16 protein-coding genes are annotated in these 13901 nt (G+C 59.0%); 4 read left to right on the top strand and 12 right to left on the bottom strand.

All coding sequences use genetic code 11. The features are described from left to right. Nucleotides 1-250 precede the first annotated feature (250 nt). Nucleotides 251-1903 carry an arylsulfatase gene (locus KIO76_RS03380; protein ID WP_213321465.1) on the bottom strand — a complete coding sequence of 551 codons (1653 nt, stop codon included), beginning with the start codon at nucleotides 1901-1903 and terminating at the stop codon, nucleotides 251-253. 394 nt (nucleotides 1904-2297) lie between these two features. Between KIO76_RS03380 and KIO76_RS03375 the strand changes: the two genes are divergently transcribed. After that, nucleotides 2298-3185 carry an alpha/beta hydrolase gene (locus KIO76_RS03375; RefSeq protein ID WP_291976170.1) on the top strand — a complete coding sequence of 296 codons (888 nt, stop codon included), beginning with the start codon at nucleotides 2298-2300 and terminating at the stop codon, nucleotides 3183-3185. A 150-nt stretch (nucleotides 3186-3335) separates the two neighbouring features. Here the strand turns inward: KIO76_RS03375 and KIO76_RS03370 are convergent, their stop codons facing one another. Next, entirely contained in the window at nucleotides 3336-5417 is a 2082-nt protein-coding gene (locus KIO76_RS03370) for a hypothetical protein (RefSeq protein ID WP_213321464.1), read from the bottom strand. Nucleotides 5418-5779: 362 nt separating this feature from the next. On the opposite strand from KIO76_RS03370, the gene KIO76_RS03365 reads away from it, so the two are divergent. Then, nucleotides 5780-6493 (top strand): L,D-transpeptidase, encoded by a 714-nt coding sequence (locus KIO76_RS03365; protein WP_213321463.1) that lies wholly within the window; start codon nucleotides 5780-5782, stop codon nucleotides 6491-6493. A 547-nt stretch (nucleotides 6494-7040) separates the two neighbouring features. On the opposite strand, the gene KIO76_RS03360 is transcribed toward KIO76_RS03365, so the two are convergent. Genes KIO76_RS03360 through KIO76_RS03345 form a run of 4 tightly spaced genes read right to left on the bottom strand, consistent with a single transcriptional unit; the run spans nucleotide 7041 to nucleotide 8609 of the window. Next, nucleotides 7041-7268, bottom strand: coding sequence for a hypothetical protein (locus tag KIO76_RS03360; protein ID WP_213321462.1), 228 nt, complete (start codon nucleotides 7266-7268; stop codon nucleotides 7041-7043). Further along, the gene (locus tag KIO76_RS03355) at nucleotides 7268-7513 is read right to left on the bottom strand and encodes a hypothetical protein (protein WP_213321461.1); all 246 of its coding nucleotides are present in this window, start codon (nucleotides 7511-7513) and stop codon (nucleotides 7268-7270) included. Before KIO76_RS03355 ends, KIO76_RS03360 begins: the two co-directional genes overlap by 1 nt. After that, nucleotides 7510-7821, bottom strand: coding sequence for a hypothetical protein (locus KIO76_RS03350; RefSeq protein ID WP_213321460.1), 312 nt, complete (start codon nucleotides 7819-7821; stop codon nucleotides 7510-7512). Before KIO76_RS03350 ends, KIO76_RS03355 begins: the two co-directional genes overlap by 4 nt. Then, complete coding sequence (locus KIO76_RS03345) at nucleotides 7821-8609, bottom strand: phage antirepressor KilAC domain-containing protein (RefSeq protein WP_213321459.1); 789 nt, start codon at nucleotides 8607-8609, stop codon at nucleotides 7821-7823. The genes KIO76_RS03350 and KIO76_RS03345 overlap by 1 nt, the downstream gene beginning before the upstream one ends. A 436-nt stretch (nucleotides 8610-9045) precedes the next feature. Between KIO76_RS03345 and KIO76_RS31530 the strand changes: the two genes are divergently transcribed. After that, nucleotides 9046-9567: a helix-turn-helix domain-containing protein gene (locus KIO76_RS31530; RefSeq protein WP_213321458.1), complete on the top strand. Its 522-nt coding sequence runs from the start codon at nucleotides 9046-9048 to the stop codon at nucleotides 9565-9567. A gap of 262 nt (nucleotides 9568-9829) precedes the next feature. Here KIO76_RS31530 and KIO76_RS03335 read toward each other — a convergent pair whose 3' ends face one another. The 5 genes from KIO76_RS03335 to KIO76_RS03315 all read right to left on the bottom strand — a co-directional run bounded on the left by KIO76_RS03335 (nucleotide 9830) and on the right by KIO76_RS03315 (nucleotide 12830). Next, nucleotides 9830-10243 carry a dATP/dGTP diphosphohydrolase domain-containing protein gene (locus tag KIO76_RS03335; protein ID WP_213321457.1) on the bottom strand — a complete coding sequence of 138 codons (414 nt, stop codon included), beginning with the start codon at nucleotides 10241-10243 and terminating at the stop codon, nucleotides 9830-9832. Next, on the bottom strand, nucleotides 10240-11478 hold the full coding sequence (locus tag KIO76_RS03330) for a hypothetical protein (protein ID WP_249729464.1): 1239 nt from the start codon (nucleotides 11476-11478) through the stop codon (nucleotides 10240-10242). The genes KIO76_RS03335 and KIO76_RS03330 overlap by 4 nt, the downstream gene beginning before the upstream one ends. A gap of 54 nt (nucleotides 11479-11532) precedes the next feature. After that, complete coding sequence (locus KIO76_RS03325; RefSeq protein ID WP_213321456.1) at nucleotides 11533-11796, bottom strand: hypothetical protein; 264 nt, start codon at nucleotides 11794-11796, stop codon at nucleotides 11533-11535. A gap of 165 nt (nucleotides 11797-11961) precedes the next feature. Further along, a complete protein-coding gene (locus KIO76_RS03320; protein ID WP_213321455.1) occupies nucleotides 11962-12363 on the bottom strand; it encodes a hypothetical protein in 402 nt (133 codons plus the stop codon). Then, a complete protein-coding gene (locus KIO76_RS03315; RefSeq protein ID WP_213321454.1) occupies nucleotides 12360-12830 on the bottom strand; it encodes a lysozyme in 471 nt (156 codons plus the stop codon). Before KIO76_RS03315 ends, KIO76_RS03320 begins: the two co-directional genes overlap by 4 nt. Before the next feature lie 87 nt (nucleotides 12831-12917). On the opposite strand from KIO76_RS03315, the gene KIO76_RS03310 reads away from it, so the two are divergent. Next, a complete protein-coding gene (locus KIO76_RS03310) occupies nucleotides 12918-13487 on the top strand; it encodes an HNH endonuclease signature motif containing protein (RefSeq protein WP_249729462.1) in 570 nt (189 codons plus the stop codon). Here KIO76_RS03310 and KIO76_RS03305 read toward each other — a convergent pair. Beyond that, nucleotides 13484-13705, bottom strand: a complete 222-nt coding sequence (locus KIO76_RS03305) for a DUF7940 domain-containing protein (protein WP_213321453.1) — start codon at nucleotides 13703-13705, stop codon at nucleotides 13484-13486. The two genes, KIO76_RS03310 and KIO76_RS03305, sit on opposite strands and share 4 nt — an antisense overlap. Between the last annotated feature and the right edge of the window lie 196 nt (nucleotides 13706-13901).

Raw genomic sequence — 13901 nt, 5'->3', positions numbered from 1 at the left:
TCGGAATCACTCGTCGGCAGAACTATCCTGCTCTTATGCCAGATTGGCGCGGCTCCCGGGAGCCGATTTGGCTAACCCGCTGAACCGTCGATGAGGAGTTGGATAGGCCGCGCTCGCTGCGGCCGATCGGTGATAGAGGCACGGTTATGGAAAACTGACGCCTGCATTGCTTGCGAAGATCACCCCATGACCCCTGTGCACGGGGTGGCCGTTGCGCAACTGCGTGTAGCTTGCTCGTCGAGAGAATTGCTCAACGCGCTGGCGTAAGCCGTTCCAGGTCCTTCAGACGCTTGAGGGCCGCCTGCTGGCGGAGCAGACCGTAGTTGATCCCACTCGCATTGAGCGAGCTACCCTCCTGGTAAGGAAACTCGTCGAAGTCGGCAAAGAAATCCTTGATCTTCCCTTGGATTGGCACAAGCAGCCACATATTCCGCGCCAGGAACTCGATCGCTCCGCCGCCCTCTTTCATTCCCCGTTCGTAGGGGTCCATTCGAAGATTGGCTATTACCGCCCACGATGGCGTTTCGCGGATCGCGGTCGCGATATTGCCCTCGCTGGCCGTTGCAAAGCTCAGTTTCCAGTCGTTCCAACGGATGGCGTTCAAATTGCCGCCCTGGTCGAAATAATACATCACGTCACGGGGGGGTGTCTTGGCTTCACCTTTGAGAAGTTCCGTCAGGTCAAATCCGTCTAGATGGACCTTGAAGTTCTTGGTGCCTGACGTGAAGCCCGTCTTCATCTGTTCCTTGAGATCGGGAATCCCCGCGGCCGTGGCGAAGGTCGGCATCCAATCCATCAGCGTGACGATCTCGTTGATCTGCGAGCCGGGCTTTACCACGCCCGGCCAGCGAACCATCATGGGGATCCGCATGCCGCCTTCCCAGGTCGTCCCCTTCTCACCGTGGAACGGGGTCATACCACCATCCGGCCAAAGCGCGAGCTCGGCTCCGTTGTCGGTCGTGTAGAGGACGATCGTATTGTCTGCGATCCCGAGGTCGTCGAGCTGCTGAAGGAGTTGCCCGACATGACCGTCGTGCTCGGCCATGCCGTCGGCCTCGATACCCTTCCCCGTCTTGCCATTGCTCTCCGGCTTGAGGTGCGTGAACACGTGCATGCGCGTCGCATTGAACCAGACGAAAAACGGCTTGTCGGCTTTGTGCTGCCGGTCGATGAAATCCTTCGCCGCGGCCAGGAATTCCTCGTCGATCGTCTCCATGCGCTTCTTGTTCAGGGGCCCGGTATCTTCGATACGGCCGTCAGCGTGGGTGTGGAGGACACCACGAGGACCATACTGCTTTCGGAAGTCCGGGTCCTTTGGATAGAAGTACCCTTCCGGCTCTTCTTCGGCGTTGAGATGGTAGAGATTTCCGAAAAACTCGTCGAAACCGTGGTTCGTCGGCAAATGGTGGTCCTGATCGCCGAGGTGGTTCTTGCCGAATTGCCCGGTGGCATAGCCCTTCGTCTTGAGCACATCCGCGATCGTCGGCATCCAGTCGGTAATACCGTGGGGGTCGCCAGGCATACCGATTGTCAACAGGCCGGTACGGAACGGCTCCTGTCCGAGGATGAACGAGGCACGGCCGGCGGTGCAGCTTTGTTGGCCGTATGAATCAGTAAAGATCGCCCCTTCCGTGGCGATGCGGTCAATGTTCGGGGTTCGATAGCCCATCAGGCCCATGGTGTAGGCGCTGATCTGCGAGACGCCGATATCATCGCCAAATATGACAAGAATATTCGGAGCCTTGGTGCTGTTTCCGGCGGCGGCGGGAGGAGGCACCGTCTGCGCGACGCTGCGCGTTGCTGCTCCGATCGTGGCCGCCGCGGCAGCGAGAGTCGACCCCATGAGGAGCGAGCGACGGTTCACATTGTTGCTGGGCGATTGGGATGAACGATCCGATGACATACGCCATTCCTCCACTGTCGAAAGTCACTACGTGTAAACGTGAGCCTGGTTCTTGGCTCGATGCAGTGAGTACGTGTATTTTCCGCAGTTCAGAGTAATGCAGCCTGTCGCGGCTAGGGGAACTTAGGCGACCATAAGCTTGCCTCACGAAAAATCGGGAGTCGAGCAGAGTTTGGTTGCGGCTAGTTCGCCGTCGGGAGCTTCCTGGCTGAAATTAGCTGAACCGGATTGGTTGAATAAAAATTACGGCATAAGCGCATGATCAGGTTGTAAAACTACCTGTTTCATCGATAGTTTGCAGCGCAGGTGGGGTGATTTCTTCGCAAGCATACAATCGTCTGCAAGGATCGGATATTTAGAGGTAGCTACTGGAGCTCCCTGGGCAGGAGGAGCTGTGAACAAGCAGATTGAAGCGCTGGAGGAAATTTTCCGGTCGAAGCCACGGCCGACCACGTGGGCTGAGCGCCGCGCGCGGATGGATGAAGTCTGTGCCATCGATCCCGTGAGGACCGATATCACCCTGGAGCCGGTGACGATTGGCACGATTCCCGCCGAATGGTCCTTGGCGGAAGGTAGCGACCCGAGCCGCGTTCTCATGTTCCTGCACGGCGGGGGCTATTGCTCTGGGTCGATCAAGAGCCACCGCACGATGGTTACCGGCGTCGGCCGCGCAGCGGGCGTGCGCACGCTAGCGGTCGGCTACCGGCTGGCGCCGGAACATCCTTTCCCGGCAGGCCTCGAGGACGCACTCGCCGCCTACCGCTTCCTGCGGTCCCAAGGCCATGACGCAGGGGCCATCGCCATTGGCGGAGACAGCGCGGGTGGCGGCCTGACGCTCGCCTGCCTTCTCAGTTTGCGAGCAGCTGGCGAGGCATTGCCCGCCTGCGCCTGGCTGGCCTCTCCTTGGGTCGACCTCGAGATGACAGGTGAAAGCCTTGCCACGAAGGCCTCGGTCGATCCGCTGATCCAGCGGGACTATCTTCAGGGCCTGGCATCCGCATACCTTGCCGGCACTGATCCGCGGAATCCGCTGGTTTCGCCGCTCCATGCGGACTTGCGAGGCCTGCCGCCGACGTTGGTGCAGGTGGGCTCCAGTGAAACGCTTCTCGATGATGCCGTTGGTATTAGCCGGGCGCTCGGCGGAGCCGATGTGCGGGCGACGCTGGAGATCTGGCCGGAGATGATCCACGCTTGGCCGCTCTGGTCCGCCCGCCTCGACGACGGCGCGCGCGCCATCGAGCAAGTCGGCTCTTTCCTGCGCCGCCATTTCGAGGGGGGTTGAAGCGCTGTCCTGTCGATCTGCTTTGAGGCCAGCGCAAGAATAAACGCGCTTCGAGGGCACGTTTCCGAGTTTTCAGGATCGGCATATCGCCAGTGACGAGGGCACGGCGCTGGCTGGAAAGAGATGTTTCGAGCCAACGTCGGACTGACTCTAGGCGAAGCTCACATAGCCGGCGAGATTGGTGCCGGTGAGATTGACGCCAGCCAGATGAATGATGTTGTCGATGATCAGGCCGTCGCCGAACTCAGCGACGTACCACTCGCCTTTGTGCTGGAAGCCGACGACCGAATCGTCGGCGGCATAGCCGGCCACGAACTCAGCGGCGGCGAAGAGAGACAGATTGTTGAAGGTCGTTCTAGCGGCGTTTCCTATGGAGTTGGTGCCGAACTGAAGGATGCCGTCGTCGAAGGCCCCGATGGTCGCTCCGAGAATCTTCACCGCTCCGTCAGCCTGGATCGCGTTGCCGGTATTGAATAGGAGTTTATCAGTTGTCGTGTCGAAGCCGGTGACATTGTCCATGGCCAGGAAGATCGACTGGAAGATATCTCCCGTATAGTAGACTTCATCAACGCCACTGCCGAGATGGATATCATCGCCACCGAAGCCGCCGGTTAGTGCGCTGCCGCCGCTGCCTGCCCTCAGCGTGTCATTCCCCCAGCCGCCGCTCAGCTCACTGAAGCCCGTGAAGGTGGAGGCGTCAGCGGTGTCGTCACCCAGTTTACCATCGAACACGAAGCGCTCGATATTCTGAAAGGTAACCAGATCGGCGCCATTGGAATCGACCAGTTTGGTCGTATTCACGGTAATGGTGCTGCCGCCGATTGCCGCCACAAGCTTCAGCGTGTCAGTGTCGGCTCCGCCGTCATACGTGGTGCCGGCGCCACTTGTCTTATCACGCACAGTGAGCAGATCATCGCCGGCACCGCCGTTGAAGGCCACTTTGCCCTTGTAGTCCGCGATATCGAGCGCGTCGGCGCCAGCATTGGCATTGACGGTCTTGATGCCGTTGATGTCGGTGGCGTCGATGACTTCCGACGAATTGTGCGTGACCTTGAAGGTGTTGGCATCGCCTGCGAACGCCAGGATGTTGGCCTGTCCATCGCCGACGATTTCCAGAGAAGTCTGACCGCTCACCGTGTTGCCGAACAGAGTATCGTGACCGCCGTAGGACAGCTCGTGAATAGCGTCGTTGTCCCCCTTGCCGGCGTGAAGCTCGTTCTCACCGCCGCGGCCGCGGAAGATGACACGTCCGCTGAACTGGCTGGCATCGACGTCGTCATCGCCGGCCGCGCCGACGAAGTTGAAATCTTCGACGCTCGACAGGTGAAGCAGGGTCGAGCTGCCGTTGGTCAGGGCGGAGTCCGATAAAATCAGGGTGCTGCCCGAGGTCTTGGCATCGACCGCGAGGCCATCGCGATCCGCACCGCCATTATAAGTGGACCCTATGCCACTGTAGCCGTCCCTGTAGACCAGTGTGTCGTTGCCAGTATCGCCGTTGAACGTCAGGACGCCCGTGAACATGCGTAGATCGACCTGGTCACCGCCAGCGCCGCCATTGACCTTGACGTGTCCATTGTTGAACTGGCTCGCGTCGATGACGTGGTTGTTGGTATTATCTTTAAATACCTTAAACGCGGTGTTGCTACCGGAAAAGTTGAAGACGTCAGCTGCCGACGTGCCGTTGATCACCAGCTCGTTCGAGGCAACATGTGTCTTGCTATAGTTCCACCACAGTAGGCTCCAGTTAACTGTCTTGTTGACGCCGCCGACAATAGAGTCAACGCCGGAATTGTTGTAGTCATGGGTAAAAACGTTATTGCCGGACGCGCCGATAAGCTTGTTGGTTCCGGCGCCGCCGTTGAAGCGGACATCACCGAGATATTTCGCCGCGTCAAAACTCTCGTTGCCGGATGTTCCAGCGAATGAGACGCCATCATTAATCAGCGTCGCGATGAATTTGGATTGTCCGTTGACAGACCCGTTCAAGGTCGTTGGAATATTGAAGCCGAATATGTTCGTCGATTCAATGACGACCTTAGCGTTGCTGCCATTTCCTTTGATGACGAGATTATTCTGTTGCGATAGATTTCCGGCTATGATGCTATAGCCGTTGGTGCCGATATTATATGTTTTGGTCGCCACTGATGCCCCCCCAAGATTGGCTCTGAGTTTAGATTTGGAATTTAGATATTCCCGCCGGCCATCTTTGTGGCGGGTAATGATAAATACCACTCCATCGCGGCTGTGGCCAGCGGTACTTCGGTATTGTCAAGAGCGATTCACGATTTCATGGCAAGTTAATATGATTTTTTGAAACAGCTGCGTCCCTGCATTGAGAGCTTATCGCGCTGTGTGTCCGCACGTTCTGGGCATCTGATTGTTCGCGGAGGGGGATTGGTGCCGGAATTGGGGAAGCGCGGCGTCTTCAAGCGCCACCTGCCGTAATGGCGCAGTGCGGCTATGGCGGTCCGCGCGACGCAACCCTGGACTTGCCAATTGGTCCGTGGGAGAGCAATCTCTGCGCCGCAAATATGTTTAACAGTTTATGTCGGCGTATTGTCTCGTCGTGCAATCGGATATGGGACTGGTGAATCATGATCACAGACGGTGGGCATCCCTCTGCTGGAAAGATCGACGAAACGGCCTCGCCTGGGCTTCGATCGGGGGTTCTCAACCGCCGGTCGTTTCTGTGCGGCTCGGCCGTGGGTCTCGGTGCGCTCGGGCTGGGCGGTTGCGTGACGTCCGACGGCAGCATGAGCCTCGCGGAGGCGCAGAAGGTCTACGGCCCCGTGCCTGAGGAGAAGTTCCCGATCCCGGCGGCGGATGTCAGGAAGGTCGACCCGAAATATTATCGCCGGACCGTTCGCTACGAGACCAAGGAAGCGCCCGGTACGATCATCGTCGATCCCAGCAACTATTACGTGTACCGCATCGAGGAAGACGGCAACGCAACCCGCTATGGGGCGAATGTCGGGCGCGACGGGTTCCGGTGGAGCGGTGAAGCTTATGTCGGGCGCAAAGGTGAATGGGCGACCTGGACGCCACCAAAGGAGATGATCAAGCGCCAGCCCGAGGCGGCCAAATACGCCCGCGGCATGCCCGGTGGCCTCGATAATCCGCTCGGCGCCCGTACTCTTTATCTTTATCAGAACGGCGCCTACACGCTTTACACGATCTACGCCTCCAGCGACCCCGAATCGATCGGCTCCGGCATCACGAGTGGCTGTGTAGGCCTCCTCAGCCAGGACATGATACACCTCTATAACCGCACACCGGTCAAGACCAAGGTGGTCGTCCTACCCGCTTAAGGCCGCGCTATTGCCCGAGGCACAGTCCGGGCGACCACGACCAAAGGCGAGCCTTTCCCCAAGCGCGAGTGCTGGTGCAGGCCGCGATCCTTGGAGGGCGCCGCCGCACCTCGGTCGCGGATAACTTCCGCGCCGGCCGCGCGCGCCCACCTGCCGAGGGTGGCTGCATGCGACTGAAGTCCGAAGGGCGGCCTTCTTGGCGATAGTCACGGCCACCGGGCGGGAGCGGACGGGTCCCGCGAACGCTCGACAGGGCGTGTGAGGCTATGAGGAAGCTTGGACGCAAACCCTGCCTGGACAAGTGTCCAGAAACCGATTGAGCCTCAGTGCTCTCGGCCGACTTGTCTAGCGTATTGGTGCCTTTGAGATTTTTGGTAGCGGAGGCTCGACTTGAACATCCTCCCCGCTTGTGGAACATCCGGAGAACTATCATAGCCAAGTCCTTGTGACGCCTCGCATTCGGCAGCCCACCCGGAGAGATGGGTGAGCACAAAAAAGGCGCCGCAAGGGCGCCTTCTCTTTATGTGCTGGGATCGGAAACCTGATCTCAGGATCCGATTTGCGAGGCGCGCTGCCATCCGATTCGCGCTTCGATGGCGTAGTCCAGAAGGTGGTGCAAGGCCCGATCGACAGCCCGGCAATCGCCCGGCGTCATGCCCTTGGTGAGGCCGCGGTCCAGCATCATGATCACGGCCTGCGTCATCTCCTCACAGCCTTTAACGCTGCCCTCCATGTCGCTCACGGCGCCGGCAAGGGAACGGTTGGTCGTCTCCATCAGGCAGCGCTCCCAGCTTTGACGATGGCGTTCCGGACCACCTCGCCCTCAATGGTGCGCTCGACAGATGCCCACCACCGCGAGACCTCCTCGTCGTTCACGGCTCCCCATGCTTCGGCGATGACCTCGGCAGGCGTTCCGGGGAAACGCTGCTCAGCCGCCTTCCAGTCATCTAGACCTTGGGCTCGAGCCTCCCTCATGAAGTTGATGAGGGTGGCCATGACCTCCTGGCGAATGTTGCTCAAGCCCGGCCTCCCGTGGTGTTCATCCGCCGGATTGCCGTGGTGAGCCGCTTCTTGGCGTTACGAGCGTGGCGCTTGGCCCGCTCTAGCTCGGCGAACGGCTCGGCAGTGGCCTCCATGAGCGCATCCCAATTCGGGGTGTCCCGCTCCACATGGTCGATGCGGCGCGCGTCTTTCCATTCCTGGAAGGCCTGACGCAGATCGGACTGGCATTGCCTCCGCTCGTCTTCGTACCACTCCACATCGATAGCGCGCCTGGCGATCTCGATCAGCAGTGCGATCTGGGAAATTTCATCTGTATGCGCGCCCATCACCGCACCTCACCTTTCTCAGCGAAATGCTCGTCGAGCATCGCCGCCAACTTGACCATGCCGGCTGGGGTAACGACGGCATACGTGGAGAAGTGCACGTCCCCGTCGTCGTCCTTGAACGTATGATCGCGATGGTCGAGGTACTTCGGCATGAGGGCTTGGTAGGCCAGCCAGTGCCGAGACTTCGGACGCTTATAGATCCACCGGTTTTCCTGCAGGAATGTCCGGAGAAACTTGGGCTTCACCTTGAGGACCTTCGCAGCGTCGGTGATCACGAGATTGTCGACCGCACCTTCGATCCGATCGAGCTTGGTCAGCCGCTGGCTCTGATCGGCGATGACAACGTCCTTTGCCTCGATCTGGCATTGAAGGTGATTGAGCACCCCGAGAAGCACCTTCGGATCTGAGAAGTCCAGCACGGGGCGATTGCGAAGGGCTCCCTCGATTTCGTCGAGCCGATCGATCACCTTCTTGCGCAACGGGATGCTGTAGCCCGTGACCAGCGTCATTGTAAGATCGCGGGGGAGGTGGAAGCAGGGGAGCTCCTTCCCGTTCTCCCCGATATAGTAGCCCCCAAAATTGGTGGCTGGCAGATCCAGTGCCTCAAGCATGGTCTTGATGTCGCGCATGACATGGTGATGGCGTTTGCCTGTGAGTGTCGCGATCTCGGGGCTCGGCATAGTTGCGTCGGTGCCGTAACCTTTATCGATCTGCACAGCCGGCAAGCCTGGCGGCAAAGTCTGTGCTTTCGTCGATTCGGGAAAATTGCTATTTGTATAGTCGTTCATTCAGAGGCTCCTACCTCTTGGGTGGCGTCTGACAGGCGTTGACGCGCCGGTCGGGTTTCAACGGCGGCGAAGCGGGTTCCTAGGCCCTTCAGCTTCGTCGCCGTGCTCGTTTCAGGATGCCTTTTCTGCATTCTTGCTTGCCTCCAGGCCCTTCATCAGAAGCCAACGGATAGTCTCAGTGCGGCTCTCGTGCCGGAGGTGGAAGCGCACGTCGTCAATTTGCTCGACCTCCTCTGCAGTGAAGGGGGTACCGATTCGCACTACCGGCACACCGCTTTTTGGCGTACTAGGCGTCTTTGTTGGTCGCATTTAGTCTCCCATTAACGCTTTTCGTTAACTGTAACAGCTTACCGACGATAAAAGCGGGGTGTCAATGGTTTCCGTGTGTGGTACACGCGAAATGTATGTGAGAAATGATAATTTCTGGTGGATAGCAATGACGCCTACCCAGTCCCGCGCTGCGCGAGCGCTGCTCGAATGGTCTCAGTCAGACTTGGCCAAGCACGCTAATCTGAGCGAAAGCACTGTCCGGGACTTTGAGAAGGGCCGACGCGTGCCGTCGCCGAATAACCTCTCTGCAATGGTGGCTGCCTTACGTAAGAATGGGGTCGTCCTTATCGAGGACGGGGCCGAGGCGGGTATCGGGGGAGAAGGCGCGCGATTCTTCCAGCCTTCGCCTGGAGCCGTTCTGCGCACAGAACTGTATGTGAACAGATCATTGCTAGAATTCGAAACCGAAAGACTAAATCAGTTCCGAAATCTCTTGGCTCAAGGCGGGCTATCCAAAGAATCAATGGAGTTCACGCGCCGTGAAGAACAGACCGTGCAGGCCAGAATTGAAACAATCTCGGAGAACGTAGTTCAGCTAGAGCGACGATTAGCAGAATTGGGATTGCCTACGGGGCTGCCGCAACCAACGGAATCGCCCGATTTTGATTTCGGCATTGATGAGCCATGAAAGCTAAAGTACGAAATTCGTACTTTAGAAAGACGGCGGAATGCGTTGGGGTATGCTCCACTGTACCTCGCGGTGAGGTGCCCTCAGATCTGAGGAGACTACCGCGACATCGAACGAACTTCGTACGATGACATCCGACGAATAGCGTCGGAGGTGGCGACGAATTTCGTCGGGACCGTGAAACGCCAAAAGCCGCCCCGCCCCGTAAGGGACAGGGCGGCGGGACATTCCGGCGTGGCGGTGGTATACTAGAGTTCTGCAGCTATCTGACTTTGGCCCGTTCCGCATGTTGGGGCGGGTTTTTCTTTGATCGGATCACTGCTTCCAGGCGCTTCAGGACCGCCGAGGCCCGACCGGACACAGGCCTGTCATCCAAAAGATTGCCCGTCTCCATCGCATCCAGGATGATCGCGCAGCAGGCCATGGCGTGCCCGAGGTGGTGCGCGCCGCTGTCATCGGCTGTGTCCTCACCGTCGAGATAATCGAGCAGGTGTCGCTGTGCCGCCGCGATGTAGACCCGAGCCCTGACCTTCTTCTCACGCCAGTTATACGGGTCATATTTCTCGGCGCCGTCCATCATGGCGTGCGCGCCATGGATCAAACCGGCAGCGGGGAACAGCGACAGGTCGACCCTGGACGAGCCGGCGCGGTCTTTCGGGTTCGTGTCGTCCATCATGCCGCCTCCGCATCAAGGATGACATCACGCACGCGGGACACTTCACCGAACATGGAATGATAGGTGATGGCCTGCATCGACCGGCCCGAGATGAAGCCAGATCCGAAGTGCCATGCGTCTTGAGGGATGGGCGCCTGATGAATCTCAGCGATGACGCCCTCGCCTTCGCTCACCATCTTGCGGCTGTGATGCCAGTGGAAGCCGTGCACGAAGCGGTATTTCGTGGCGCCCCAGTCCTCGGCGCGACGATGGGCCATGATGCTGGCCATCTTCTCGATCTTGACCGTGTGGCCATGCGTCGCCCCAAGCATCACGAGGCCGAACCGCTTCCAGAAGAATAGGGACGGGTCCGTGTCCACTGTAATGCGGGGCTCGTTGCGGTACCAGGCGAGGAGAAAATAGGCGACGGCAACGGATGAGTGCTCGTCGTGATTGCCCGGAAGAATGCGCACGGTCACTCGCCCGTGTCGCCTAAGCGCCGCGTCGATGGTGCGGACGATCAGTCGGCAGGCAACCATCAGCACTTTCTGATAGCGGCCATCCACATCCAGGGCGTTGCCTGAGCGGGCCGTTTCGTTCCGGTTATTGTCGGAGTGGAGAAGGTCACCGCCACCGAGGATGACGCACTCGCCTGATGGCGGCGTCCGGCTGATCAGCCCATCGATGCCAGCGCCAAGGACATCCTCAGCGATCTTGAGATCCCAATTCGTGCCTGTCTCGCGCCACCATGCGGACATCCCGACGTGCCAGTCGGCAAGCGGGACCAGCGTCATCAGATCGACCACGCAAGATGATGGTTCAGCGATCGGCCGCACCGGGCTCGCATAGTTAGCGAAGGCTTCCTTGATCGCTTCGACAGTCTGGAGCGGGTCACGTTCCTCGCGGGTCTTCACCCATTTGACGATCTCGTTGCCGGTCGCATCGACAAGGGCGCTGACACCTTTGATCGTGTGGCCAGCCGGGACAACGAACTCGTCGCCATGATCCGGCTTTTGCTGGACGAACTCGCGAACAAGGTCGCCGTCCTTGTTGTAGACGGCTGTCTCTTTGGAGATGTGATAGCCCGGAAGGACGGGGCCGGTCCCCATGAAGCCGCGGCGCGCGGCGTGGTGGATGCGGTTCTGGAAGGTAGAACGGGCGATGCCCAGAGCCTTTGAAGCTGCGTTCTGGCTGCCGTGTGTCCGCAGTGCTTCGACGGCCTCAATCGCCAAGTCATCAGATAGAGGCGTGTTCATGCGTTACCCCGCGCTATGTGGCGAAAGGTCATCTCAGATCCTTTTGTTGCGGGATTACTTGCCGAGGAAGGCTTTTCCGCCGGAGATGATGAGCCAGCCGAGGCCGCCCATTATCGCCAGGATGATGGCCATCCCGACCTTGCCGGCGGCGCTGTCGATCGCCTTGCGCAACCGACGGATGAAGCGGAAGTCCTCGCGGGCTTCATCGATATGAGCGGGCTCATCGGCGCGAAGGCCCATGTCATGGAGAGCGTCCTTGACGGCCTCCTGCACGATTGCCCGCAGTTCATCCTTGCTGATCGTGATGGCGTCACTCATGGCTTCACCCTCAAGGCGCCGTCGCGCTGCCGGTAGAAGTCACGCAATGCTGCATGCCGATCGCCGCATTCAATCAGGGAGACGCGATCCCGGCTCCAATATCGTTCAACGTCCCGTTGCTTCATCGGGCCGCTCGGAAGCTGGACAGGATCCGGGCAATCCATTTCAAAGCTCCCCGGTGGGGGAGATAGGCTTGGGGGAGAGGCGACGAACTTTGTTGAGGCGCTGCACGCCATCAGAGGACAAAGCAGGCTCGTCGCGGCGAGGATCTTGATCAGCCGCATTGGCGTTCTCGTCGAGGAGGGATTGGAGGCGGGTGTTTTCTTTGGCGAGCCATTCCTCGCGCTTGCGGGCGGCCTCGCGGGCGTCGGCGTTGGCTTTGTCCTGCCTGTCACGCTCGACAAGGCGGGCGGCCTCTGCGGCGTTGGAAGCTTCCGCCTTCCCGGTCACGTATCCATCGTGATACTTCCAGGCGCCATAGCCCCAGAAGCTACCGAAGGCGATGACCGCTACGGCGAAATAGATCGCGAAAGGCGGGATGCCGAGGGCGCTGGACAGGGCGTTCACAGGTCCGCCCCCTGCAAGCACCATTGACGCTCACGCTCGCGCCGTTTCGTCAGTCCTGGGAAGACGATCCCCGCCGCTTTGTTCCATTTAAGAAGCGCGTCGCATCCGGCTTTCGGATTGCCGGCATTGATATTGCGCACCACGGATGAGTTGCAGGCGGCGCCGACGCCAACGTTGTAGGCGAAGGAAACGAGCGCCACATACCGCGTATCGGGCAACGGCACCTTCACACACTTTTCGATGCCGTTGGCATAGATCTCAAGATCCCTAGTAAGCATCGCCTTACATTCGTCGAGCGTATGGCGATCTCCCGGCCTTACCCCATGGGTGGACCCAAAACAGACAGTCCACGGCGGCCCCCTCGTTGCTGGGTCTGGGTAAGCATTGAGGCGCAGACCCTCAAACCCACCGACAAGCGCGACGGCAGCCGCAGCCACTGCCGATCGCTTTTTCAAGCGCGTCATCACATATACACCTTTTTTTACTGATGAGGTCTTGCGCGTTGCGTTTCTCCGTACAAGCTGAGTACGGGGGCAAGCATCGCGAGGTTTTTCATGGAGATTTGGAAAGAAGTTGACTTTAGAGGATACAAGCTGCTCGTAAGCGATACTGGCCAGGTTCATCTACCGAAAAAAGAAACACCGTATACCTATATCCGCTTAGGGCGGCTAACCACTAAGGTGGCGGTGTTCAAAGAGAGGATGCTGAAGCCAAGCATAACCAAAATGGGCTATCGAGAGGTTTGCTTCGTTCACAAGAGAAAAACGTACAAGGCACTCGTCCATCGGCTAGTCGCGATGGCTTTCGTTGATGGTTATGAGCCGGATCTCGTTGTAAACCATAAAGACGGGAACAAGCTCAATAACTCACCTGGCAATTTGGAATGGGTGTCTAAGTCTCAAAATTCACGGCACGCCTGGGAGAATAATCTCATCCCCCTCGTAGGCGAGAATAATCCAGGAGCGAAACTCACCGCTAAGCGCGTTTCATACATCAAAAAACTTATATCTATGGGCATAGCCCCGCATTCGATTGCCATAATCGCCGATGTTTCTCCTAGCCTGATTTACAAAATTCGAGATGGGGAACGATGGGCCGGCGTTAAAGCGGACGACGCTGCCTAGGTTTCTCCGGAAACGCTCTGCTGTGCAATCAAGCGCGCAACGAACGCCCCGCCGGTCGCCACGAAGGCGAGCAACGCAAAGGCACCGCGCGGAATGGGAAGGACGCCATCGAGGAACGGCACGGCCGCCTCTAGGCCTGAAAGAACGAACGCGATCGTCAGAAGCCGGACAGACCAAGCGTACCGGAGCACTCGCCTCCAGTTCGGGACGAGCCTCACCGGTTGCCGCCTTCAACGACGTGCTTTGCGCCTTGAGCAACACCAGCCCAGTAGCTGCTCTCACGAGACGCGCACGCGCTCACAGCCGCGGCGACTAGCGCCACGATCAGCAAAAGTTTCATTTGGATGTCTCCGACGATCAGATCCGCTTGCAGCGCGGTTTAGGCCGTGTTTCGATGGGCGACCTCAAAACCGC

The organism is Chelatococcus sp. YT9, from assembly GCF_018398315.1.
Lineage (GTDB): Bacteria > Pseudomonadota > Alphaproteobacteria > Rhizobiales > Beijerinckiaceae > Chelatococcus.
This window is presented reverse-complemented; position numbering and strand designations above follow the sequence as displayed.